Raw genomic sequence first — 19,899 nt, forward strand, 5'->3', positions numbered from 1 at the left:
GAAACCACCAAACCGGCCGGCGCCAATTTTCTTCAGCAGCAGGCCAGGTTCGATGACTTCATCGACGAGTTCAACTCAGAACGCCCCCACCAGGCGCTCGGCATGGACTGCCCGGCAGAGCGTTACGTACCCTCAACGCGGCCCTATGCCGGCCTGCCTGATCTCGATTATCCGTTTCACGACAAGGCCGTCACCGTCACCACCTGCGGCCGCATCTGCTATAACAGCAAGAAGATCAATCTCAGCCTCGTCTTTGCCGGCCAGACCGTCGGCATCAAACAGGTCGAGGATCACATCTGGCTGGCCAGCTTCATGGACTATGATTTGGGATATTTCGACGATGAGACATGCAGGCTCGAACCACTCCAAAACCCGTTCGGGCCAAAAGTGTTACCCATGTCTCCGGTATAAACCGTAACCCATGTGTCCGGAACGGACCCTGAAATTGTGGCGATCCCGACAGGATTCGAACCTGTGACCATCGGCTTAGAAGGCCGGTGCTCTATCCAGCTGAGCTACGGGACCGTTGGCCGGCCAATGGGCCGGCTGAAATACTTGGCGCTGGCCGCCGGTCAATGCGTCCAGGGCGTCCTGCGGTCATAGCGGAAATTCTCCGCATAGGAAATCTGGCGGCGCTTGGTCTCTTTCGGCTCCTCGACGCGGAAGGCAAGCCCTTCCTTTTCGGCGTAGGCGACCGCTTCTTCGCGCGTGTCGAAGGTGAGCTTGATCTGGCTTCTCATGTCTCCCGAGGTGGTGTAGCCCATCAGCGGGTCGATCTTCTTGCGCATCTCGGGATCGAATTCCAGCACCCAATGGCCGGTCTTGGCCTTGCCGGACTGCATCGCGGTTTTGGCTGGGCTGAAAATGCGCGCGGACATGGCCACCTCTTTGTTGTGCGAGGCAGCGTCGCCGCCCGTAGGCCGTCATTACTGCGCATTGGCACCGGCGGCAAGGTTTTTGCACTTGCCATGTAACACCGAAATGAATAGGCAACAGACCGTTCGGAGTGTAGCGCAGCCTGGTAGCGCATCTGGTTTGGGACCAGAGGGTCGGGAGTTCGAATCTCTCCACTCCGACCATTTCTCTCTAAAATGCGATGCCGATGGCACCGAAGGGTTTTGCCCTTATTCGCGTTTCACCATTTCAGGCTCGCTTCCCTCGCCATTGCCGGCTTAAGCTGCGGCAAACGGGGGATTTGCGGTGCCTGGGATCGATGCTTGGGTGTCGCTGTTCGGGCCGGCCTATTTTGCCTATGCGGGCGTGACGGTTCCGTTCATGGTGACGTGGGCGATCGCCTGCGCGGCCCTGGCGATGTGGAACAATCGCGAGAGCCGCAGACAGGCCAGGCTGGCCCCGGGCATAGCCGCCTCCCATTCCTGGCCCGCCAGCATCGGGATGTTCGTGCTGGTCGCGGCCTGTTACATCGCCGCGCATTCCGCCGTTTATGTGGTGGTCCGGCATTTCGTCAGACTATGGCTGTGACCGCAAGCTCACCGGCTGACGGTGCCACGTTCAGAGCACCCTCGATATCGGTTTTTCGAAAAATCGGCTCCGACATACAACAGCCGGCAAGCGTGCTCCTTCGCCACTTCATAGGAGAAGCAATCGCCGAAATTGAGCGCGGCCGGATGGATGCCCTTCCCCCATTGCGCATATGCCTCCGCGATTCGCCTGGCTGACGCCGGCGTCACCGCAACAACCTCGAAGCCAAGCCCATCAATCAGGCTGGATAGCTCGGCAGCGATGCCACGATGGGCGGCGACGATCAGCGCCTCGGCGACGGTGCCGGCGGAAATCAGGAGTTCATCTTCGGCTTCGATCGCGGCGATGCAAGCGGCGGCCCGAGGTTCATCAAGTACGATCGCTGCGGCGGCACCCGCTCGATACATTCTTAAAGGCAAGCTCGCCGGGCGAGAACCCCAACCGCCTCATCCCGGCGAGCCTACAACCTGATTTGGAACGCAATCAGGACCGGGGTTAGCCGGCAACCTCGCGCTGCAAGACCGGTGCCAATCTTGTGTGCCAAAACGGGACCGAGGTGGAGACGGAGAATCGCTGGAGCCCTGAAGCCATCAAATCTCGAACTCGCCCTGACCCTCGTCCATGGCGCTCACGGTCTCGGCGGCCAGTGCCCTTGTGATCGGCATCTTGCGCTCCAGCGCGGTGCGATCCAGGCGCTCCACCACACGCATCGCGGTTGCCAGCGAACGCTCGATGCGCCGCACCAGATACTGCACGACATGCGGCTCGACCTCGACCTGCCGGTCGGCGAACAGCTTGGTGATGACGCCGGCGAGCAAGAGATCGTCAGGCTCGTGGATCTCGACGGTCGCCGCCGCCTTCAGCCGCGAGGCAAGATCGGGCAGCTTGACGCCCCAGGCCGACGGAAAGCGCCGCGCCGTCAGAAGCAGTGTCGAGCCAGCACCGCGCACGGTATTGATCAAATGGAACAGCCCTTGCTCATCGACCGCGCCGCTATCGACATCGTCGATCAGCGCCGGCCGCGCACCGAGATTGGCGATGCTGTCACCCATGCGCCTGGCGTCGATGGCCACCGCGTTGGCGCGAGCACGCCAGATCGAGGCCAGATGCGTTTTGCCCGAACCAGCGGGGCCTGCCAGCACCACCACTGGTGCTTGCCAATCCGGCCAGCGGTCGACCAGCGCGGCCGCCTGGTTATTGGTGCCGGAGACGACCAGCTCGTCGCGCGAATAACCGGTGCCGTGGCCGAGATCGAGCGGCAGTTGGCGCGGCGGATCGGTTCGCTGGGCAGTCACGTCAACGACGCGGTTGCGTGCGATGGCCGCCACCGCGATCGGCCGGCAACGGCGGCGCGGGTGCTGTCGCGTGGCCCTTGTAGAGTGGCGATTCCAGATAGCGGGCGATGGCAAACCGCACCAGAACGGCAACCGCCGCGGATGCAGGAACAGCAATCAACAGGCCGACAAAACCGAACAGCGCGCCGAAGGCGAACAACGCGAACATGAGCCACACCGGATGCAAGCCGACACTTTTGCCAACCAGCCTGGGCTGCAGGATGTTGCCTTCGACGAACTGGCCGATAAAGAAGACCACGGCAACGGCGACAATCATCGTCCAGTCCGGCCAGAACTGGACGAAGGCAACGCCGACGGCCAGCACCAGCCCGGTCAATGAGCCGACATAGGGGATGAAGGAGATCAGCCCGGCGAACAGGCCGATGAGGATGGCGAAGTTCAGCCCCGTCAGCGTCAGGCCGGTGGCATACATGGCGGCCAGCACCAGGCAGAGGGTGCCCTGGCCACGCACGAAGCCGGCGGTGGCGGTGTTGATGTCGCGCGCGATGGCGCGGACCGTCGCCACGTTGTCGCGCGGTACCCAGCTGTCGATGACCGCCACCATGCGATCCCAGTCGAGCAGCATGTAGAAGGCAACCACGGGCGTCACCACGAACAGGCTGACCACCGAGACCAGCGCCACGCCCGAACTCCAGATCGAAGTGAAAACCGTGGTGAGCAGGCCGAAACCGGAGGTCAGCAGCGAGTTCAACCCGTCGCGCAGGCCATTGGCGTTGACGCCGAATTTCTGTTCCAGCCACTTCGGATCAAAGGAGGTGATCAGGCTCTGCAGCCGCGTCAGGTACTCCGGCAGCTTGCCGGCGAAATCGGCCATCTGCGTCGCCAGCACCGGAATGAGGATGACGAAGGCCAGCACCAGCACGATGAGGAAGGTGATGAGGATGACCACGGTCGCCATGAAGCGGCTGAGGCCGAGCCGTTGCAGCCGGTCGGCGACCGGATCAAGGAAATAGGCAAGCACCATGCCGGCGACGAAGGGCAGCAGGATGGCGCTGAAGACATAAAGAAAAAGCGCCAGGATCGCGGCACCCGCCAGCCAGAAGAAGATCTGGCGGCGGAACGTGGCCGACGCCTCGGCCTCAGCCGCTGTCTCGCCGGCCGGCACGACGACGACCGTCTGGTCGTCCACGGTCTTGCCCCGCGCCACCGCTTTGCGGGCGGCCGGCTTGCGGGCAGCCTTGCCGTCGATGGGCTTGTCAGCCTGATTTACCGCCTTCGCCATAGCCGCTCATATGCCTCAGCCAAGCCACGAGATAGGCCGCGGCCGAAGCCACGGTCAAGACCCCGGACAGCAATATGAGGGTGGGCCGCAGAGGGTCGAGGTGCCCGGCAAAGGCGAGCTCCCCCAGCACAACCGCCGCCAGCGCGATCTGTATGGCGGTATTGGCCTTCGACACCAGAAACGGCTTTATCTCGACGGGATGGCCGATCACCGTGGACAACAGGACCGCGCACACGATCAGCGCGTCGCGCGACACCATGGTGACGACCAGCCACAGCGGCAATTGCCCGATGAAGCCCATGACGACGAACACCGAAACCAAAAGCAGCTTGTCGGCGATAGGATCGAGATAGGCGCCGAACCTGGACTGCTGGTTGAAGCGGCGCGCGATGAAACCGTCGACACCGTCGGAAAGGCCGGCAACGACGAAGCCGGCAAAAGCCCATTCCCAACGTGCCTGCAACATGGCCAGCACCACGGCAGGCACCAGCACAAAGCGCAGGATGGTGATTAGGTTGGGGATGGTCAACGCATTGTCCCGCCGTATTATGCCTCGAGAGAGATGAGGGAGATGGAGGGCCGAGGCAAGGGAGAAGCAGGCTGGGCCAGCGGCAGACGCAGTGTGCGATGCCCCGGCTATCCACGCTTTTGTCGACCAAACGGCGCCCGGTTCGGCCGTTATCCTTGCGGACCGAAACCGTTCATGCGAAGAGCCCGCAAACGAGCAGGAACATTGCGATGAGCAAGCGCGAAACCGGCCAGCATAAAACGGGCCAGAACAAAACGGCCAAGCGCAGAAACGGGCTCACCTATGCCGAGGCCGGCGTCGACATCGATGCCGGCAATCTCATGGTGGAAAAGATCAAGCCGTTGGTGCGCGCGACGCGCCGGCCAGGCGCGGATGGCGAGATCGGCGGCTTCGGCGGCCTGTTCGATCTCAAGGCCGCCGGTTTCACAGATCCGGTGCTGGTCGCCGCCAATGACGGCGTCGGCACCAAGCTCAAGATCGCCATTGATGCCGGCAAGCACGACACGATCGGCATCGACCTCGTCGCCATGTGCGTCAACGACATCGTCGTGCAGGGCGCGGAGCCGCTGTTCTTCCTCGACTATTTCGCCACCGGCAAACTCGATCCCGAACAGGGTGCCGCGATCGTCGGCGGCATCGCGCAGGGTTGCCGCAAGGCCGGCTGCGCGCTGATCGGCGGCGAGACCGCCGAAATGCCCGGCATGTATCACGGCAAGGACTATGACCTTGCCGGCTTTGCGGTGGGCGCGGCCGAACGCGGGCAGCTTTTGCCCACCGACGACATCGTCGAAGGCGACGTGCTGCTCGGCCTTGCCTCCTCCGGCCTCCATTCCAACGGGTTTTCCCTGGTGCGCCGCATCGTTGCCGCGAGCGGCCTGGCGTGGAGCGATCCGGCACCGTTCAACGACGAGGCGACTCTGGCTGAGGCGCTGCTCGAGCCGACCCGCATCTACGTGAAATCGCTCCTCAAGGCGATCCGCAACACGCACGGCATCAAGGCGCTGGCGCACATCACCGGCGGCGGCTTCCCGGAAAACATCCCGCGCGTGCTGCCCAAGGATTTCTCGGCCGAGCTCGACCTCGAAGCCATCGACGTGCCGCCGGTGTTCTCCTGGCTGGCCAAGACCGGCGGCGTGGCGCCGGAAGAGATGATGCGCACCTTCAACTGCGGCATCGGCATGATTTTGGCTGTCGCTTCGGGTCAGGCGGCGCAGGTTGCGGCCGTCCTGCAGGAAGCCGGCGAGACGGTGACGCCGATCGGCCGCATCGTGCCGCGCCGCGACGCCGGCGTCATCTATCGGGGCTCGATCGGCCTATGAGCGCGCGGAGGAAACGCACAGTCGTTCTGATTTCGGGGCGCGGCTCCAACATGACCGCGCTGATCGCGGCGGCCAGCGACCCGTCCTTCCCGGCCGAGATCGCAGGCGTCATCTCCGATAAGGCGGACGCCGCCGGCCTCGTCATCGCCAGGGCACGCGGCATCGCCACACAGGTCATTTCGCGCGCCGACCACGGCAGCAAGCAGGCGCATGACGCGGCGATCGACGCGGCACTCGCGGCCTTCAATGCCGACATCGTGGCGCTGGCGGGCTATATGCGCATCCTGACCCCCGGCTTTGTCCAGAAATGGCAGGGCCGCATGATCAACATCCACCCTGCCCTGCTGCCGGCCTTCAAAGGGCTCGATACCCATGCTCGCGCGCTGGCCGCCGGCATCCGCATTCATGGCTGCACGGTGCATTTCGTGACATCCGAGATGGATGACGGCCCCATTATCGCCCAGGCTGCGGTGCCGGTGATGGTCGGCGACAATACCGATACGCTGGCTGCCCGGGTACTGAAGGCCGAGCATCGGCTCTATCCGCTGGCGCTTGGACTGGTGGCCGAAGGCAAGGCGCGCATGGAGGAGGGCCGCGCCGTGCTTGCCCACTTTGCCGACGATGCCGACAACGGCACCTCGGTGGTGATGGCACCCGACCCGCTGCGCGAGGAGGCCGATCTCGAGCAGCTGGCGCGGATCACGCCTTAAGCCGAGGGCACGGCGATGAAACAGCTGCTCCTCCTACGCCATGCCAAATCGAGCTGGGATGATCCTGATCTCGATGATTTCGACCGGCCGCTCGCGGAACGTGGGTTGAAGGCAGCCCGATTGATCGGACGCGAGCTTGCCGCACGCGACTGGCTGCCGGACCTGGCATTGGTGTCACCGGCGCTGCGCACCCGCGATACGTGGCGGCTGGTGGCCTCGGAACTGCCCGCGCAGCCTCGGGTCGCGTTTTGGTACGCAAAGCAGACCCGTCGAGCGGCTGCCTGCTGGTTCTCGGCCACAATCCAGGCCTGGAGGATCTGGCAAAACAGCTTGCCGGACCGGGATCGGAGGCGAAGGCGCGCAAGAGGCTCGAGCAAAAGTTTCCGACAGCAGCCCTCGCGCGCTTCGTCTTTGAACACGATTGGTCTGGCTTGTCGGCCGCCCGGCTGACGCACTGTCTGCGGCCGAAGGATCTGAGCTAGACGGGTGCGGCAGATCAGACCTGCCGCACCCCTGACATCAGTTGCCCCATATGCCCTGGCCGGGCTCCGGCCAGTCGATGCCGGGCTTGATCTTGGTGTCGGCAGCCTTGTGCCTGGTCATATTCGTGTTGTTGTCGACGGCGCCGGTGGCGGCGTGGTCCACGCCGGCGACCGGGGCGACCGGCTGGTTGGCATTATCCGAGCCATAATGGTCGCTGCCGGCGAGTGCACCTCCGGTTGCGACGAGCATAGCGGCGGCAGCGAGAGCAAGTCTGTTCATTTCAATCTCCAGGTTCATCCGTTGGGCGGCGTCTTGGGAGGACGGTTCCGCTGAGGACAAGACCAGAAGCAGCCTGGTTTTATTCCTGACCGTGAAATGTTTTTTGCAGACTGCGAAGATCGGCTGATACGGCCAATGCCCAGGGCTCATCCGAAAAAAAGAGCGGCGGGCCAGGCCCACCGCTCTTTGACGTCGAGTTAGTCGAGGCCCCGCGCGGGATCAGCGGCCCCAGTTGCCCTGGCCGGGATCCGGCTGATTAGAGTCGGGCGTCAGTTTTAAACCGCGGTGTTCGACCGGCTTGCGGATCGAAGCCGTATAGCTGTGGTCGATCCTGTCCGCAGGCCCGGTGACAGCCGGCTGATTGACGTTGTCCGAGCCATAGTGGTCGCTGCCGGCGAAGGCGCTGCCCATGCCAACGAGAATGGCGGCGGCGGTAAGTGCGATCCTGTTCATTTTCTTTACTCCAATAGTTCTGGTCTGTCCGTCAAGTGGCGTGCCTTGGGAGGACTTCGCGTCGCTCGGACCACCTGAAAGTGGGTTTTTCGTTCGCCGGCTTCCAATCACGAAGATGTTCCTTTACGGCCAGATTCCGGACCTCAAAGGTCAACAAAGAATTTGAAAATAAGACGATTTTCATCAGCAATAACAGATTGTTACTGAAGATATCTCACGGGTATTGCACTGTATTTCGCCGAGCTCCGATTCGCGCTGCGCTCACGGCTCGTCAACATTAATTGAACCGACTGGTTCGATCCGTGATCAGCACGCGGGCTGCGCCCGCTCGATGGTTGTCCGGCATGGCCGGCCCGGTTGGCTCAACCGGCTGCCAAAAAAACAAGAGCGGCGGGCCAGGCCCACCGCTCTTTGTCGTCACGCGATGCTTGAAGGGATCAGCGGCCCCAGATGCCTTGGCCCGACTGAGCAGGCACCTTGGCATTGACGTCAGCCTGCGCCTTGTCCGCCTTCAGGATCGAACCGGTACGGAAGGTGTCGACATTGGAGGTCGACTGGCTGGCAACCGGCTGGTTGGCGTTGTTGGAGCCGTAGTTGTCGCTGCCGGCAAAAGCGGTACCCGTGGCAACGAGGATGGCGGCGGCGGTGAGTGCGATCTTGGTCATTTCAAGTACTCCTGAATTCAAAGGTGGATGGATTGGCAGTCGCGATTAGCGGCCGAAGAGGTTGCGGTCAGCGCCCTGGGGAGCCTGGACCGACGCTGCCGTCGACTTCGAGGTCGAAGCGGTGACCGACTGGTCGACGGTGGCGGCAGGCTGGTTGGCGTTGGCCGAGCCATAATTGTCGCTGCCGGCAAAAGCAGTGCCCGTGGCAACGAGGATGGCGGCGGCGGTAAGAGCGATCTTGGTCATTTTATTTACTCCAGAATTTCTTTGTTCTGTCCGTCTAGTGGCGTGCCCTTGGGAGGATTTCGCGTCGCTCGGACCACCTTCAGATGGGAAAGGCCTTTTGGGATTTCTAGTCGCACCGGTTTTGCAGTATTTCATTACATTATGGACAATGCATATTGCACCGCAGCATTTTTAGTCTGATTTATCACATGTTTTCAGATGGTTAGCGTTTGCATCTCGGGGCGCATGCCAGAGCAGATCGGAGGACATTGTTCACCGTTTGCGATACAATCCGTCAACCAGAACCGAACCGTTCGGTTCGATTTAATCTTCAAAACAGGGTGTCTGAGCCTACAAAAATCGGATCCCGACCGCGGCCAAGCCGCATTTGCCTTGCGTTGCGATCGAGACTATCGATCATTTCGGGTCCGATTGCCGAATGGGCCCGCCAATCGAGCCCGAGGCGGCCGTTGAGACCGAAAGTGGGCGGATGCTGGAACGGCAATAGACATGCGATTGCTGCTTGTGGAGGACAATCGCGAACTGGCGGACTGGCTAGGCAAGACCTTGCGCCAGGCGAATTATGTCGTCGACATCGTCCATGACGGCGAGGATGTCGAGCATGCGCTCGCCGCCGGCAACCACGCGCTTGTCATTCTCGATCTTGCGCTGCCTCGCATGAGCGGACTGGAAGTGCTGCGTATGCTGCGAACACGCGGCAACCGGGTCCCGGTGATCGTACTGACTGCCAATGCCAGCCTCGATGGCCGGGTCAAAGGCCTCAACGAAGGCGCCGACGACTATCTGCCGAAGCCCTTCCAGATCGAGGAGCTCGAAGCACGCATCCGCGTCCAACTGCGCCGCGCCAATGACCGGACGGCACCGGTCGTTGCCTGCGGCGACCTCGTCTTCGACACCAACACCAGGCTGTTTTCGCTCGGCGGCGAGACGCTGGCATTGACGCCGCGCGAACATGCCGTGCTCGAGCAGTTGATGATCAAGGCGGGACGCACCGTGAGCAAGGCCGCCTTGTCCGCGGCGATCTATGACTTCGAGACCGACGCCGATCCAAGCGCCATCGAGATCTATGTGCACCGTGTGCGCAAGAAGCTTGAAGGCTCGCGGGTCCAGATCACCACTTTGCGTGGCCTCGGCTATCTCTTGCGCCACGATGATCTGGCGCCATGATGATTTGGCGCCATGAAGACTAACAGCCTGCGCCTGCAATTGCTGGCCTGGGTCGTGCTCCCCCTGGCCGGGCTTGCGACCATCAATCTGTGGACCAGCCAGCGCAACGCTCTGGCGACCGCCGATCTGGTCACCGACCGCATGCTGGTCGGCTCGGCCCGCGCCATCGCCGAGCAGGTCGCCATGGCCGATGGCGTACTCGATGCCACCATCCCGCCGGCGGCGATCGAGATGTTCGATACCGGCGATCGCGACAGCGTCTACTATCGCGTCGAGACCGCCGGAGGACGGTTGCTGACCGGTTACCCCGATTTGCCGCAAGCGCCGCGGCATGCGAGCGTCGAGGCGAGCTATCGTGACCATATGTTGCGGCTCTTGACGCTCAGCCACGCGGTGATCGGCGCCGGCGGCGATTCCCCCATAACGGTCACCGTGGGCACAACGCTCTCCGGGCATGATGCGATGGCGAAGCGGCTGTGGTTCAGCGCCTTCGTCCAGCAGCTGGCGCTCGTGGCGATCGCCGGCGTGTTCGTGCTGCTTGGCCTGCGCCGCGGCCTGGCGCCATTGATAAGCCTGCGCGACGCGGTGCGTTCGCCAAGCCGAAGCGACCTCGATCCGGTTGACGTGCCGGGCGCGCAGAGCGAAATCCGGCCTCTGATAGAGGCGCTCAACGCCTACATGGAACGGGTGCGCGCGCAGATGGGAGCGCAGCGCCGTTTCATCGCCAATGCCGCACATCAATTGCGCACGCCGCTGGCGCTGCTATCGACGCAGGCAAGCTATGCGCTACGCGAAACCGCCACCGATGCGCGTCACGAAGCGCTGGTGGCGCTGCAGGCCAGCTCCGGCAAGCTGGCGCGGCTGGCCGAACAATTGCTCACCCTATCGCGTGCCGAGCCTGGCAGCCGGCGGCCACGCGCCGATCGCATCGACCTGACAGAAGCCGCCCGCCATGTACTGGAAACGCAGGCGCCCGCGGCGATCGCCCGCAAGATCGATCTCGGGCTGGAGGAAACAGGGCCGGTTGCAGTCATTGGCGACGGCACCATGCTGCGCGAGATGATCGTCAATCTTGTCGACAACGCGCTGCGTTACTCGACGGCAGGCGGCAGCGTGACGGTGAAGCTGGCCGCCATCGATAGCGAAGCCGTGTTGACGGTAGCCGATGACGGGCCTGGCATCCCGGCCGAAGAGCGGGATCACGTGTTCGAGCGCTTTTATCGCATCGCCGGTTCGACCGAGGAAGGCAGCGGCCTGGGCCTCGCCATCGTGCGCGAGGTTGTCGAGAATGCCGGCGGCCGCGTCACCCTCGGGGATGGCGCGGCCGGCGGTCTGGTGGTCGAGGTCAGGTTGCCCCTGGCATGACCCGACCCGCGCCCAGCGCGGGTTCGGACTCTCCTCGGAACAAAATCAGGTGCCCTGCTCGTTGAACGGCGCCGGCCGCCACTTGACGACATAGTTCTCGAAGCGGGTGATGATGAATTCCACCACCAGCGCCATAACCGCCAGGATGATCATGGCGGCGAAGACGCCATTGGCGTTGAAGGCGCCCTGCGCGGTCGAGATCAGCAGGCCCATGCCTTGCTTGGCGCCGAGGAATTCGCCGACCACGGCGCCGACCAGGGCAAAGCCGAAGCTGACATGCAGGCTGGCCAGGATCCAGCTCATCGCCGACGGGATAATGACGGTGCGGGTGATCTGGAACGGCGAGGCGCCGAGGATCTGGGCGTTGGCGATCATCGCCCTGTCGGCCTCGCGAACCCCCTGGAAGGCGTTGGCGAAAACGACAAAGAACACCATCACCACGGCGAGCGCCACTTTCGAGGCCATGCCGAGGCCGAGCGCGATGATGAAGACAGAGCCGAGCACGACGCGCGGCACGGAATTGGCGATCTTGATGTAGATCGAAAAGACATCGGCCAGCAGCCGGTTGCGGCCGAGGATGATGCCGGCGGCGATGCCGCCCAGTGCGCCGATGGCGAAGCCGAGGAAGGTTTCCTCCAGCGTCACATAGATCTGCAGCCAGAGCGGTCCCTGCGAGGTGCCCTCGGTGATCCAGGACCAGATCTGTTCCCAGATGCCCGAGGGGCTAGCGAAGAAGAACGGGTCGATGATGTTGTAGTCGGCGCCGAGTTCCCACAGGCCAAGGAACGCAACGAGGATAGCCAGGCGCAGGCCGATGACCAAAGCATGGCGGCGGCGCAGCCGGGCCCTCGCCCGGGCCTCGGCAACGGCAATGGAGGCATCGCGGACGGCGGCATGGGAAGCGGTCGGAGAGATAGCGGTCATGTTGGTGTCTCCTCTCAATGCCCGCTCTGCAAGGTGCGGCTCTGGCCGAGCTGCACTTCTTCGCGCAGGTCGTTCCAGATCACCTTGGCGATCTCAACGAATTTCGGGTCGTAACGGATGTCGGCCATGACACGCGGACGCGGCAGGTCGATGCGGTAGACGCTCTTGACCGTTCCCGGCCCGGCGGTGAGCACATAGACCTTGTCGGCCAGCGCCACCGCCTCCTCCAGATCGTGGGTGACGAAGACGACGGAGGATTTCTGTTCCGACCACAGGCCGAGCAATTCGTCCTGCATGGCCGTGCGCGTCTGCATGTCGAGTGCACTGAACGGCTCGTCCATAAGCAGAATCTTCGGCTGGTTGATGAAGGTCTGGGCAAGGGCGACGCGCTTGCGCATGCCGCCCGAAAGCTGGTGCGGATAATGTTTTTCGAAGCGGCCGAGGCCGACGCGGGCGATCCAGTCGCGGGCCCGATCATAGGCCTGCGCCTTGGGGATCCCGCGATAAAGCGGACCGGCGGCGACATTGTCGATGACGCTTCGCCAGGGAAAAAGCGCATCGGCCTGGAAGACGAAACCGATGTCGCGGCTGATATCGGTGACCGGTTTGCCCATGACGCGGACATGACCTGTGGTCGGCCGCAGCAGGCCGGTGACGAGGTTGAGCGTCGTCGACTTGCCGCAGCCGGTCGGCCCGACGACGCAGGCGAATTCGCCACGCGCCACCGTCATGGTGAAGTCGCGGATCGCCGTCATCATATGGCCGTCGGGCGTGACGAAGCGTAGCGTCACATCATCGATGGCGATCGCGGCATCGGCCGGCGGCGCGGCCTGAGACAACTTCTCGGCCGCCATCGTTTGCACTTGCATGGCATACTCCTGTGGCGATGATGCGAGAATGCCTGCGGCCAAAACTTGTGGGCCCGCCATCTCTCGACATCGGTAGGCGCGCCGCTGCCAAATCGATTCAGGCCAGCGGCGCAACTTGTTATTCCTCAAGAGCGAACCGGGTAACCCGCCTCGCCTGCCTGCCTACTTGGCGGCGTCGACGAATTCCGTCGTGAAGGTTTTCGACAGGTCGATCTGCTTGCCCTGCAGGCTCTTGGAGAAGGTCGACAGAACTTTCAGCACCGTCTCCGGGCCATCGGCCGGCATGCGTCCGTCGGGCGTGAACATCGCCTTGCCGCCGGCGAGCCCCTGGATATAGAGATCCTTGTTGCCGGCGTAATAGTCCTTCGGCATCTTGTCGGCGATCTCCTCGGCCGAATGGCCGGCGATGAACTTCATCGTCTTGACGAAGGCATTGGCGAGCTTCTGTGCTTCGTCCTTGTGGCCTTCGACCCAGGAAGACTGGACGTAGAAGGATGCCGCAGGATAGTCGCCGCCCAGCGCTTCCTTGGTCTTTTCGGGCGTGCGCATGTCGACCAGGACACTGGCCTCGCCGGTCTTGAGCAATTTCGCGATGGTCGGCTCCGTGGTCATGCCGGCCTGAATTTGGTCCTGCTTGACGGCGGCGATGAAGGTATTGCCGGCGCCGACCGGCAGCAGCGTGTAATCACCCGGCTTCAGGCCGCTGCGGACGGCAAGATACTGGGTTAGGAAATCGGTCGACGACCCAAGCCCGGTGACGCCCAGTGTGGCGCCCTTGAAGTCGGCCGGCGACTTGATCTCCGGGTGCTTGGCGGAGACCAGTTCGACCTCGCCAGGGGCCTGGCTGAACTGGACGATCGACTGAATGTATTTGCCCTTTGACTGCAGGTCGACAGTGTGGTCGTAAAAGCCGACAACGCCCTGCACGGCGCCGGCCAGCAATTCATTCTCGGCCTCGACGCCGGCTCGCGAGTTGATCAGTTCGACGTCGAGCCCCTCATCCTTGAAGTAGCCGAGCTGCTGGGTGAGCACGGCAGGCAGGTAAATCTGCTTTTCCATGCCGCCGACGATGATGGTGATCTTGTCCGCGGCGGACGCCGCGGTCGCGCCCGTGCCGACAATGGCGAGCGTCAGCGCCGCCGAACGCAAGATGCATTTCGAGATCAAACCGGTCATGTAACTTCCTCCACCTGGGCGGCGCGCCATCCAGGCTGCGCCGCATTCCTCCTGCCGGCCACTCCCGCACCGGTCACGCGGCGAACGCCGCAATGAATCAATTGCATGCCCAAGCTTTCAGCTGGCTTTCAGCCACTTTAGCAACCGGGGAATGAAAACAGCCAGGATTTGCCGGTTACGATGCGCCAAAACCCAATACGTCGCGCATGTCGTACTCGCCGGGGGCGCGGCCCGCCACCCAGAGTGCCGCAGCGATGGCGCCACGCGCGAACATGATGCGGTCGCCAGCCGCATGCGACACGGTGACGGTTTCGCCCTCGGCGCAGAAGCTGACGCTGTGCTCACCGATGATGCCGCCGCCGCGCGCCACCGCGAAGCCGATCTCGCCCGCGGGCCTCGCGCCGGTGACGCCATCGCGGACGCGCCTGGCAACCGCGTCCAGTTCGACGCCGCGTCCGCCGGCAACGGCTTGCCCCAGCATCAGCGCCGTGCCCGACGGCGCGTCGACCTTGTGGCGATGATGCGCCTCGAAAATCTCGGCATCCCAGTCTTGCGGGCCAAGTGCCCGCGCTGCCCGCCCGACCAATCCGACCAACATGTTGAGCCCGAGCGAAAAGCTTCCGGACCGCACAATGGCGACGGTTTTCGCGGCGGCGGCGATGGTGGCCAGTTCGGCGGCATCGAAACCCGTCGAGCCAATTACCAGCGCTGGTCCACCGCGCTCCGCACAGAAGCTGGCCAGATCGGCGGAGGCGGCCGGCGTGGTGAAGTCGATGACCACATCGGCCACGGCAAGCGCCTCGTCGCGGCTCACCAGCCCATCACCGACACAGCCTGGGCGGTGAAAGCGGGCGGCAAGCGCCAGGCGCGCATCGGCCCGCACCGCATTCGCCATCTGGCGGCCCATGCGGCCGAGCGCGCCTGATATGGCGATCCTGATCGGCGACTGCGCCATCGGCTCCTGCTATTTCCACATCCCGCGCATGCGGGCGCCGATGTCGACGCGCACCTCCGGCCGGGGTGCCCTGCCCTGCGCCGCTTGCGCGGCCGGCCACGAAAGCTGCTGGAAGGCGGCAAGAATGGAGGCCGGGATGAAACGGGTGCGCGAGGCATAGAGATGGCGGTCGCCGCGCGCCGCCTGGCCGTGCGGAAAGAAGCGCTGCGGCATGACCAGGTTAAGGCTGTCCTTGGCTCGTGTCATCGCCACGTAGAGCAGCCGGCGCTCTTCCTCGATGTCCTCTTTGGTGCCGACGCCGAGATCGGCCGGAATGCAGCCATCGACCGTGTTGAGCACGAAGACGTTCTTCCACTCCTGGCCCTTGGCCGAGTGGATGGTGGACAGGATCAGATAGTCCTCGTCGCGATGCGGCGGCCCGGCCTGATCGCTGGTCGCGTCCGGCGGATCGAGCGTCAGCTCGGTCAGGAAGCGTTCGCGCGAGGCATAGCCCGAGCCGATCTGCTCGAGCTGCAACAGGTCCGCCCGGCGCGTGATCGCATCCTCGTGGATGCGTTCCAGATGCGGTTCGTACCACAGCCTGATCTGTTCGAGGTCGGCTGGCCATTTGGCGCCAGCTCGCAAGCCGGAATAAAGCGAGACAAAACCCGGCCAATCGTCGGCGGCGCGCTGCGGCGGACGCCAGCCGGCCAGGCCCATCGCCTCGTCCAACGCCGACGTCATCGCTTCGACGATTTGCGCGGCGGCGGAAGGGCCTATCCCCGGCAAAAGCTGCAGCACGCGAAAACCGGCGACACGGTCGCGCGGGTTTTCGGCGAAGCGCAGCACTGCCAGCACGTCCTTGACGTGGGCTGCATCGAGGAATTTCAGGCCCCCGAACTTGACGAAGGGAATGTTGCGCCGCGTAAGTTCGATCTCCAGCGGTCCGCTGTGGTGCGAGGCACGAAACAGCACCGCCTGCGACTTTAGCGCGGTGCCAGCCTCGCGCTCCGCCAGGATGGTGTCGCAGACGAAATTGGCCTGCTCGACCTCGTCACGCACGGTCACAAGTCTTGGCTTGTCGGCGGATTTGCGTTCCGACCACAGGTTCTTGGTGAAGCGCTCCGAAGCTTCGCCGATGACCGCATTGGCGGCCGCCAGAATGGTCTCGGTCGAGCGGTAATTGCGCTCCAGCATCACCACATCGGCGGTCTGGGCGAACTGCCTGGGGAAGTCGAGTATGTTGCGCACTTCGGCAGCGCGGAACGAATAGATCGACTGCGCGTCGTCACCGACCACCGTCAGCCCGGCGCCGTCGGGTTTCAGCGCAAGCAGAATCGACGCCTGCAGCCGATTGGTATCCTGGTATTCGTCGACCAACACATGGTCGAAACGCCCGCCGAGATGCGTGGCGATTTCAGGCTCGGCGGTCATCTGCGCCCAGTAGAGCAGCAGATCGTCGTAATCGAGCACGTTCTGCGCCTGCTTGGTCTCGACATAGCCGGCAAACAGCTGCTTGAGCTGCTCGGCCCAGCCGGCGCACCAGGGGAAAGCAAATCCCAGCACCTCACCGAGCGGCACCTGCGCGTTGACGGCGCGCGAATAGATGGCAAGGCAGGTGCCTTTGGTCGGAAAGCGCGCTTCCGTCCTGGAGAAGCCGAGTTCGTGGCGTACGAGATTCATCAGATCGGCGGAATCCTCGCGATCATGGATGGTGAAGGCCGGATTGAGGCCGATCTCCAGTGCATAATCGCGCAGCAGCCGCGCACCGATGCCATGAAAAGTGCCGGCCCAGGTCAGCGCATCCGTGATCACGGCAGCTTCGCGGCCTAGCACCTCGCCGGCGATGCGCTCGACGCGCCTGGCCATTTCGGATGCGGCGCGCCGCGAAAACGTCATCAGCAGGATGCGGCGCGGGTCGGCTCCCTTGACGATCAGATGGGCGACGCGGTGCGCCAGGGTGTTGGTCTTGCCGGAGCCGGCGCCGGCGATGACCAGCAGCGGGCCTGCAATCTTGCCGTCGCCATGTTCGACGGCCTGGCGTTGGGCGTCGTTTAGCCGGGCGAGATAAGCCGGCTGGACGGTCGAGTCCAAAAAGGTCGAATCATGGGCGGCGAGGTTCATCGCCCATCAAGCATCGTTTCCGCTTTGTTCGCAACAGAGAAGCAGCTCCGCCAATTCGACGGAACAAGAAGGTCAGCGTTTCGGGTCAACGCCCATCGACGCCGATTGCCGGCGCAACGCCTCGCGGTCGTTTGCGGGCGCCGGCAACAAGAGAGGATCGACACTGTCGGGTACCTCATCGATCATCTTGCGGGCGAGACGGTAAGTAACAAAGGCCAACGTGCCAACCAGCAGCAAACGGATCATGCGGCGGTCCTCCTTCGCTGGGTCAACCTGAGGCAGGGGATTTTGTTCCCTCGGTGCAATCGAGCAACCAAACCGACACCGCGTCGTTTTGGGGGTGGAGGAAGTAGCGATGAAAAAGCTAGTACTGATCCTCGCGCTGGTGGGATTGGGTCTCTCGGCTTGCGACAACAAACTGCCGCCGACAAAGGCGCCTGGAGCGGACCAAGACCTCGCAATTCCTGTCGTGAACAATGGCATTGCTGGCCAGTGAATGGTGCCCTGCGCCAGGCGATTACGGCATCGCCCTCAACGCATTGCCGCGATGCGTTCCTCGAGGCGATCAGGGCGGAACTTGGCAGTTCGTGGCCCGCCAAGCGCGAGCATTCTAAATTTAACGAAAACTAATTTAGCGCAGGGAAGAAGGCCGGCGCCACTTGGGAGGTAATCTGATAGCGCCGGCCAGGCGGATATCAGGTCCGCCGCGCCAGGGAGGCTAGCTGAGTCTTGCCGATGCGTCATGCGAGATCAGGGATTTCAACCGTTTCCGGGCATTTTCCCCCCGTAAAGTGCCGCGAAAAGCCCCCCGGGGTTCAAGTCCCAAGCCGCTGCCTGGCGATGGCGACGTGGAAATTGACGCCGAACAACAGCCCGTCATCGTTGAAGTCGTAGCTGGAATTGTGAAGCGGTGCCGAGACCTCGCCGTTGCCGAGGAAGACGAAGCAGCCCGGCACGTGGTCGAGGAAGCGGGCGAAATCCTCCGACGCCGTCATCGGCTCGCGGGCGACCGCGATATTGCCGGGTTCGAAAACGGTCCCGGCGGCTGCGAAGGCCGCATCGACCAGTTCGGCATCGTTGCGCAAGGGCACGAATTCCCTGGTATAGTTGACCTCGGCGGTGACATTGTAGGCGGCAGCGATACCTTCGGCAACAATGCGCATCTGGCGTTCGATCTCGGCGCTGACCTCGGGGCGGAAACTGCGCGCGTCGCCAAGGATGCGGGCAAGGCCCGGCAGTGCGTTGCGGGTGCCGTCGGTGATCAATTCGGTCACCGAAACCACGGAAATGTCGGCCGGGCTCAGCCGTCGCGAGACGATGGTCTGCAGGTTGGTGACCAGCGCACAGGCGGCAACCAGCGTTTCCTGACCCGAATGCGGCCGAGCAGCGTGGCCGCCCACCCCCCTGAGGACGATCTCGAAAATATCTTCGGCCGACATGACCGGGCCGGCGCGGGTTTCGAAATGCCCGACGGGCAGGCCCGGCATGTTGTGCAGGCCGAATATCTCGTCGAAGGGAAAGCGCTGCATCAGGCCATCATCGAGCATCGCCAACGCGCCTTTTCCCCATTCCTCCGCCGGCTGGAAGATGAAGCGCACCGTGCCGTCGAAACCACCCTCCCCGGCCAGAAGCTTGGCCGCACCCAGCAGCATCGCCGTGTGGCCGTCATGGCCGCAGGCATGCATGAGACCGGGATTGCCGGAGCGGTGGGGCGCGGTCGATTGCTCCGATATGCGCAGCGCATCCATGTCGGCCCGCAGCGCGATGGCACGGTTGCCGCTGCCACGCTTCAAAGTGCCGACGACGCCGGTGCCGCCGACACCCTCGGCGACATCGTCCAGGCCGAATTCGCGCAGCTTGGCCGCGACGAAGGCTGCCGTGCGCTTCTCCTCGAAGCCGAATTCGGGATGCGCGTGCAGATCGCGCCGCCATCCGGCCATCTCCAGCTTCAGCGCATCGCGATCGATTTCAGCCATTGTCTGATATCTCCTGATCCGCAAGGCGGGTGACGACATCAAGCAGGATGTTGGCGCCGGCGACAAGCTCGGCATCGGCGGTATGTTCGCGCGGATTGTGGCTGATGCCGCCGGCGCTCGGCACGAAAATCATCGCCGCGGGCGCAAGGCGCGCCATCATCTGCGCGTCGCGGATGCGGCCAAGCAGTCTTTGTGCGTCAATCGAGGTCATGGCTTTGCTTGAGAAAGCACCTTGCCGGCAAGCACATCCTCCGGATTCATGCCGACGAGTTCAGTATAGCGGCGGGGATCGGTTGCGCCTTCGGTGTTGACGACCAGCACGCGCGAAGTGGCGTCGAGGCCAAGCTCGGCCTTGTGATCGGCCATCGCCCGGATCAGGCCGGCAAGACCGACCCCGCCGCTTTCACCGGCGACGATGGCCGGATCGTTGCCGGCCGGTCGTGCCAGCCGACGCATGACCGCGACGGCGTCGTCCTCGTCGACGGTCATGAAGGCATCGGCGGCGCGTGCCAGCACCCGCCAGGCGACCGGCGACGCCTCGTAGCATTCGAGCATCGCCATAACCGTCGCCTTGCCATGCGCGATCTTGACCGGATGCCCGGCCTTGGCGGCGCCGAAGAC

General features: G+C 63.5%; 24 protein-coding genes, 2 tRNA genes and 3 pseudogenes. 10 read left to right on the forward strand and 19 right to left on the reverse strand.

Features of this window, described 5'->3' with window-relative positions; translation table 11 throughout:
- Positions 1 to 411, forward strand: a pseudogene (locus tag O7A61_RS23250) (IS481 family transposase); the annotation flags it as partial.
- A gap of 37 nt (positions 412 to 448) precedes the next feature.
- Here the strand turns inward: O7A61_RS23250 and O7A61_RS23255 are convergent.
- Both O7A61_RS23255 and O7A61_RS23260 read right to left on the reverse strand, forming a co-directional pair.
- Positions 449 to 525: transfer RNA gene (locus tag O7A61_RS23255), tRNA-Arg, on the reverse strand.
- Positions 526 to 572: 47 nt separating this feature from the next.
- Positions 573 to 878 carry an ETC complex I subunit gene (locus O7A61_RS23260; protein ID WP_337107976.1) on the reverse strand — a complete coding sequence of 102 codons (306 nt, stop codon included), beginning with the start codon at positions 876 to 878 and terminating at the stop codon, positions 573 to 575.
- A gap of 124 nt (positions 879 to 1,002) precedes the next feature.
- On the opposite strand from O7A61_RS23260, the gene O7A61_RS23265 reads away from it, so the two are divergent.
- A tRNA-Pro gene (locus tag O7A61_RS23265) sits at positions 1,003 to 1,079 on the forward strand.
- Between the two features lie 121 nt (positions 1,080 to 1,200).
- Positions 1,201 to 1,482: a hypothetical protein gene (locus O7A61_RS23270; RefSeq protein WP_337131800.1), complete on the forward strand. Its 282-nt coding sequence runs from the start codon at positions 1,201 to 1,203 to the stop codon at positions 1,480 to 1,482.
- Positions 1,483 to 1,490: 8 nt separating this feature from the next.
- Here O7A61_RS23270 and O7A61_RS23275 read toward each other — a convergent pair whose 3' ends face one another.
- On the reverse strand, positions 1,491 to 1,820 hold the full coding sequence (locus O7A61_RS23275) for a type II toxin-antitoxin system VapC family toxin (protein WP_337131815.1): 330 nt from the start codon (positions 1,818 to 1,820) through the stop codon (positions 1,491 to 1,493).
- Between O7A61_RS23275 and O7A61_RS23280 the strand changes: the two genes are divergently transcribed.
- Entirely contained in the window at positions 1,752 to 1,895 is a 144-nt protein-coding gene (locus O7A61_RS23280; RefSeq protein ID WP_337131817.1) for a hypothetical protein, read from the forward strand. The two genes, O7A61_RS23275 and O7A61_RS23280, sit on opposite strands and share 69 nt — an antisense overlap.
- 177 nt (positions 1,896 to 2,072) lie before the next feature.
- On the opposite strand, the gene hdaA is transcribed toward O7A61_RS23280, so the two are convergent.
- Genes hdaA through O7A61_RS23295 form a run of 3 tightly spaced genes read right to left on the reverse strand, consistent with a single transcriptional unit; the run spans position 2,073 to position 4,588 of the window.
- Entirely contained in the window at positions 2,073 to 2,777 is a 705-nt protein-coding gene (gene hdaA, locus O7A61_RS23285; protein WP_337131816.1) for a DnaA regulatory inactivator HdaA, read from the reverse strand.
- Position 2,778: 1 nt separating this feature from the next.
- On the reverse strand, positions 2,779 to 4,059 hold the full coding sequence (locus tag O7A61_RS23290; protein WP_337107979.1) for an AI-2E family transporter: 1,281 nt from the start codon (positions 4,057 to 4,059) through the stop codon (positions 2,779 to 2,781).
- Positions 4,034 to 4,588, reverse strand: coding sequence for a CDP-alcohol phosphatidyltransferase family protein (locus O7A61_RS23295; RefSeq protein WP_337107980.1), 555 nt, complete (start codon positions 4,586 to 4,588; stop codon positions 4,034 to 4,036). Before O7A61_RS23295 ends, O7A61_RS23290 begins: the two co-directional genes overlap by 26 nt.
- A gap of 209 nt (positions 4,589 to 4,797) precedes the next feature.
- Between O7A61_RS23295 and purM the strand changes: the two genes are divergently transcribed.
- From purM to O7A61_RS23310, 3 genes and pseudogenes are all read left to right on the forward strand, one after another.
- On the forward strand, positions 4,798 to 5,907 hold the full coding sequence (purM, locus tag O7A61_RS23300) for a phosphoribosylformylglycinamidine cyclo-ligase (protein WP_337131801.1): 1,110 nt from the start codon (positions 4,798 to 4,800) through the stop codon (positions 5,905 to 5,907).
- Positions 5,904 to 6,617 carry a phosphoribosylglycinamide formyltransferase gene (gene purN, locus O7A61_RS23305; protein WP_140772491.1) on the forward strand — a complete coding sequence of 238 codons (714 nt, stop codon included), beginning with the start codon at positions 5,904 to 5,906 and terminating at the stop codon, positions 6,615 to 6,617. Before purM ends, purN begins: the two co-directional genes overlap by 4 nt.
- A gap of 15 nt (positions 6,618 to 6,632) precedes the next feature.
- Positions 6,633 to 7,099, forward strand: a pseudogene (locus tag O7A61_RS23310) (SixA phosphatase family protein).
- 37 nt (positions 7,100 to 7,136) lie between these two features.
- Here O7A61_RS23310 and O7A61_RS23315 read toward each other — a convergent pair.
- The 4 genes from O7A61_RS23315 to O7A61_RS23330 all read right to left on the reverse strand — a co-directional run bounded on the left by O7A61_RS23315 (position 7,137) and on the right by O7A61_RS23330 (position 8,743).
- Complete coding sequence (locus O7A61_RS23315; RefSeq protein WP_140772494.1) at positions 7,137 to 7,379, reverse strand: DUF680 domain-containing protein; 243 nt, start codon at positions 7,377 to 7,379, stop codon at positions 7,137 to 7,139.
- A gap of 219 nt (positions 7,380 to 7,598) precedes the next feature.
- Complete coding sequence (locus O7A61_RS23320; protein WP_337131804.1) at positions 7,599 to 7,832, reverse strand: DUF680 domain-containing protein; 234 nt, start codon at positions 7,830 to 7,832, stop codon at positions 7,599 to 7,601.
- A 437-nt stretch (positions 7,833 to 8,269) separates the two neighbouring features.
- Positions 8,270 to 8,497 carry a DUF680 domain-containing protein gene (locus tag O7A61_RS23325; RefSeq protein WP_140507466.1) on the reverse strand — a complete coding sequence of 76 codons (228 nt, stop codon included), beginning with the start codon at positions 8,495 to 8,497 and terminating at the stop codon, positions 8,270 to 8,272.
- 45 nt (positions 8,498 to 8,542) lie between these two features.
- Positions 8,543 to 8,743, reverse strand: a complete 201-nt coding sequence (locus O7A61_RS23330) for a DUF680 domain-containing protein (RefSeq protein WP_337131805.1) — start codon at positions 8,741 to 8,743, stop codon at positions 8,543 to 8,545.
- Positions 8,744 to 9,232: 489 nt separating this feature from the next.
- Between O7A61_RS23330 and O7A61_RS23335 the strand changes: the two genes are divergently transcribed.
- Positions 9,233 to 9,910 (forward strand): response regulator, encoded by a 678-nt coding sequence (locus tag O7A61_RS23335; RefSeq protein WP_337131806.1) that lies wholly within the window; start codon positions 9,233 to 9,235, stop codon positions 9,908 to 9,910.
- Between the two features lie 12 nt (positions 9,911 to 9,922).
- Complete coding sequence (locus O7A61_RS23340) at positions 9,923 to 11,275, forward strand: sensor histidine kinase (RefSeq protein ID WP_337131808.1); 1,353 nt, start codon at positions 9,923 to 9,925, stop codon at positions 11,273 to 11,275.
- Between the two features lie 45 nt (positions 11,276 to 11,320).
- Here the strand turns inward: O7A61_RS23340 and O7A61_RS23345 are convergent, their stop codons facing one another.
- The 6 genes from O7A61_RS23345 to O7A61_RS23370 form a co-directional block, all read right to left on the reverse strand.
- Positions 11,321 to 12,199, reverse strand: a complete 879-nt coding sequence (locus tag O7A61_RS23345; protein WP_015318444.1) for an ABC transporter permease — start codon at positions 12,197 to 12,199, stop codon at positions 11,321 to 11,323.
- Between the two features lie 14 nt (positions 12,200 to 12,213).
- Positions 12,214 to 13,068: an ABC transporter ATP-binding protein gene (locus tag O7A61_RS23350; RefSeq protein WP_015318445.1), complete on the reverse strand. Its 855-nt coding sequence runs from the start codon at positions 13,066 to 13,068 to the stop codon at positions 12,214 to 12,216.
- Between the two features lie 162 nt (positions 13,069 to 13,230).
- Positions 13,231 to 14,244, reverse strand: coding sequence for an ABC transporter substrate-binding protein (locus O7A61_RS23355; protein WP_337131809.1), 1,014 nt, complete (start codon positions 14,242 to 14,244; stop codon positions 13,231 to 13,233).
- A gap of 175 nt (positions 14,245 to 14,419) precedes the next feature.
- Positions 14,420 to 15,199 carry a 4-hydroxy-tetrahydrodipicolinate reductase gene (gene dapB / locus O7A61_RS23360; RefSeq protein WP_337131810.1) on the reverse strand — a complete coding sequence of 260 codons (780 nt, stop codon included), beginning with the start codon at positions 15,197 to 15,199 and terminating at the stop codon, positions 14,420 to 14,422.
- A 9-nt stretch (positions 15,200 to 15,208) separates the two neighbouring features.
- Positions 15,209 to 17,302: an ATP-dependent helicase gene (locus O7A61_RS23365; protein ID WP_337131811.1), complete on the reverse strand. Its 2,094-nt coding sequence runs from the start codon at positions 17,300 to 17,302 to the stop codon at positions 15,209 to 15,211.
- Between the two features lie 72 nt (positions 17,303 to 17,374).
- Complete coding sequence (locus tag O7A61_RS23370; protein WP_015318449.1) at positions 17,375 to 17,548, reverse strand: hypothetical protein; 174 nt, start codon at positions 17,546 to 17,548, stop codon at positions 17,375 to 17,377.
- 109 nt (positions 17,549 to 17,657) lie between these two features.
- On the opposite strand from O7A61_RS23370, the gene O7A61_RS23375 reads away from it, so the two are divergent.
- Positions 17,658 to 17,798, forward strand: a complete 141-nt coding sequence (locus tag O7A61_RS23375; protein WP_337131812.1) for a hypothetical protein — start codon at positions 17,658 to 17,660, stop codon at positions 17,796 to 17,798.
- 319 nt (positions 17,799 to 18,117) lie between these two features.
- On the opposite strand, the gene O7A61_RS23380 is transcribed toward O7A61_RS23375, so the two are convergent.
- From O7A61_RS23380 to O7A61_RS23390, 3 genes and pseudogenes are all read right to left on the reverse strand, one after another.
- Positions 18,118 to 19,278, reverse strand: a complete 1,161-nt coding sequence (locus tag O7A61_RS23380; RefSeq protein ID WP_337131813.1) for a M20 aminoacylase family protein — start codon at positions 19,276 to 19,278, stop codon at positions 18,118 to 18,120.
- Positions 19,271 to 19,516: pseudogene (locus O7A61_RS23385) on the reverse strand (M20/M25/M40 family metallo-hydrolase); the annotation flags it as partial. The pseudogene O7A61_RS23385 and the gene O7A61_RS23380, both read right to left, overlap by 8 nt.
- Positions 19,486 to 19,899, reverse strand: a 414-nt coding sequence (locus O7A61_RS23390; RefSeq protein WP_337131814.1) for a pyridoxal-phosphate dependent enzyme, incomplete at its 5' end; no start/stop codon positions are given. The gene O7A61_RS23390 and the pseudogene O7A61_RS23385, both read right to left, overlap by 31 nt.

The organism is Mesorhizobium sp. Cs1321R2N1 (assembly GCF_037179725.1).
In the GTDB taxonomy this organism is placed as follows: Bacteria; Pseudomonadota; Alphaproteobacteria; order Rhizobiales; family Rhizobiaceae; genus Mesorhizobium; species Mesorhizobium salmacidum.

Bases quoted from the DNA above. Each gene is read 5' to 3' on its own strand.
- O7A61_RS23260 (WP_337107976.1), bottom strand. From the start codon at position 878: ATGTCCGCGCGCATTTTCAGCCCAGCCAAAACCGCGATGCAGTCCGGC.
- O7A61_RS23280 (WP_337131817.1), top strand. From the start codon at position 1,752: ATGGGCGGCGACGATCAGCGCCTCGGCGACGGTGCCGGCGGAAATCAG.
- O7A61_RS23290 (WP_337107979.1), bottom strand. From the start codon at position 4,059: ATGGCGAAGGCGGTAAATCAGGCTGACAAGCCCATCGACGGCAAGGCT.
- purM (WP_337131801.1), top strand. From the start codon at position 4,798: ATGAGCAAGCGCGAAACCGGCCAGCATAAAACGGGCCAGAACAAAACG.
- purN (WP_140772491.1), top strand. From the start codon at position 5,904: ATGAGCGCGCGGAGGAAACGCACAGTCGTTCTGATTTCGGGGCGCGGC.
- O7A61_RS23315 (WP_140772494.1), bottom strand. From the start codon at position 7,379: ATGAACAGACTTGCTCTCGCTGCCGCCGCTATGCTCGTCGCAACCGGA.
- O7A61_RS23320 (WP_337131804.1), bottom strand. From the start codon at position 7,832: ATGAACAGGATCGCACTTACCGCCGCCGCCATTCTCGTTGGCATGGGC.
- O7A61_RS23325 (WP_140507466.1), bottom strand. From the start codon at position 8,497: ATGACCAAGATCGCACTCACCGCCGCCGCCATCCTCGTTGCCACGGGT.
- O7A61_RS23330 (WP_337131805.1), bottom strand. From the start codon at position 8,743: ATGACCAAGATCGCTCTTACCGCCGCCGCCATCCTCGTTGCCACGGGC.
- O7A61_RS23335 (WP_337131806.1), top strand. From the start codon at position 9,233: ATGCGATTGCTGCTTGTGGAGGACAATCGCGAACTGGCGGACTGGCTA.
- O7A61_RS23340 (WP_337131808.1), top strand. From the start codon at position 9,923: ATGAAGACTAACAGCCTGCGCCTGCAATTGCTGGCCTGGGTCGTGCTC.
- O7A61_RS23345 (WP_015318444.1), bottom strand. From the start codon at position 12,199: ATGACCGCTATCTCTCCGACCGCTTCCCATGCCGCCGTCCGCGATGCC.
- O7A61_RS23350 (WP_015318445.1), bottom strand. From the start codon at position 13,068: ATGCAAGTGCAAACGATGGCGGCCGAGAAGTTGTCTCAGGCCGCGCCG.
- O7A61_RS23355 (WP_337131809.1), bottom strand. From the start codon at position 14,244: ATGACCGGTTTGATCTCGAAATGCATCTTGCGTTCGGCGGCGCTGACG.
- dapB (WP_337131810.1), bottom strand. From the start codon at position 15,199: ATGGCGCAGTCGCCGATCAGGATCGCCATATCAGGCGCGCTCGGCCGC.
- O7A61_RS23365 (WP_337131811.1), bottom strand. From the start codon at position 17,302: ATGAACCTCGCCGCCCATGATTCGACCTTTTTGGACTCGACCGTCCAG.
- O7A61_RS23370 (WP_015318449.1), bottom strand. From the start codon at position 17,548: ATGATCCGTTTGCTGCTGGTTGGCACGTTGGCCTTTGTTACTTACCGT.
- O7A61_RS23375 (WP_337131812.1), top strand. From the start codon at position 17,658: ATGAAAAAGCTAGTACTGATCCTCGCGCTGGTGGGATTGGGTCTCTCG.
- O7A61_RS23380 (WP_337131813.1), bottom strand. From the start codon at position 19,278: ATGGCTGAAATCGATCGCGATGCGCTGAAGCTGGAGATGGCCGGATGG.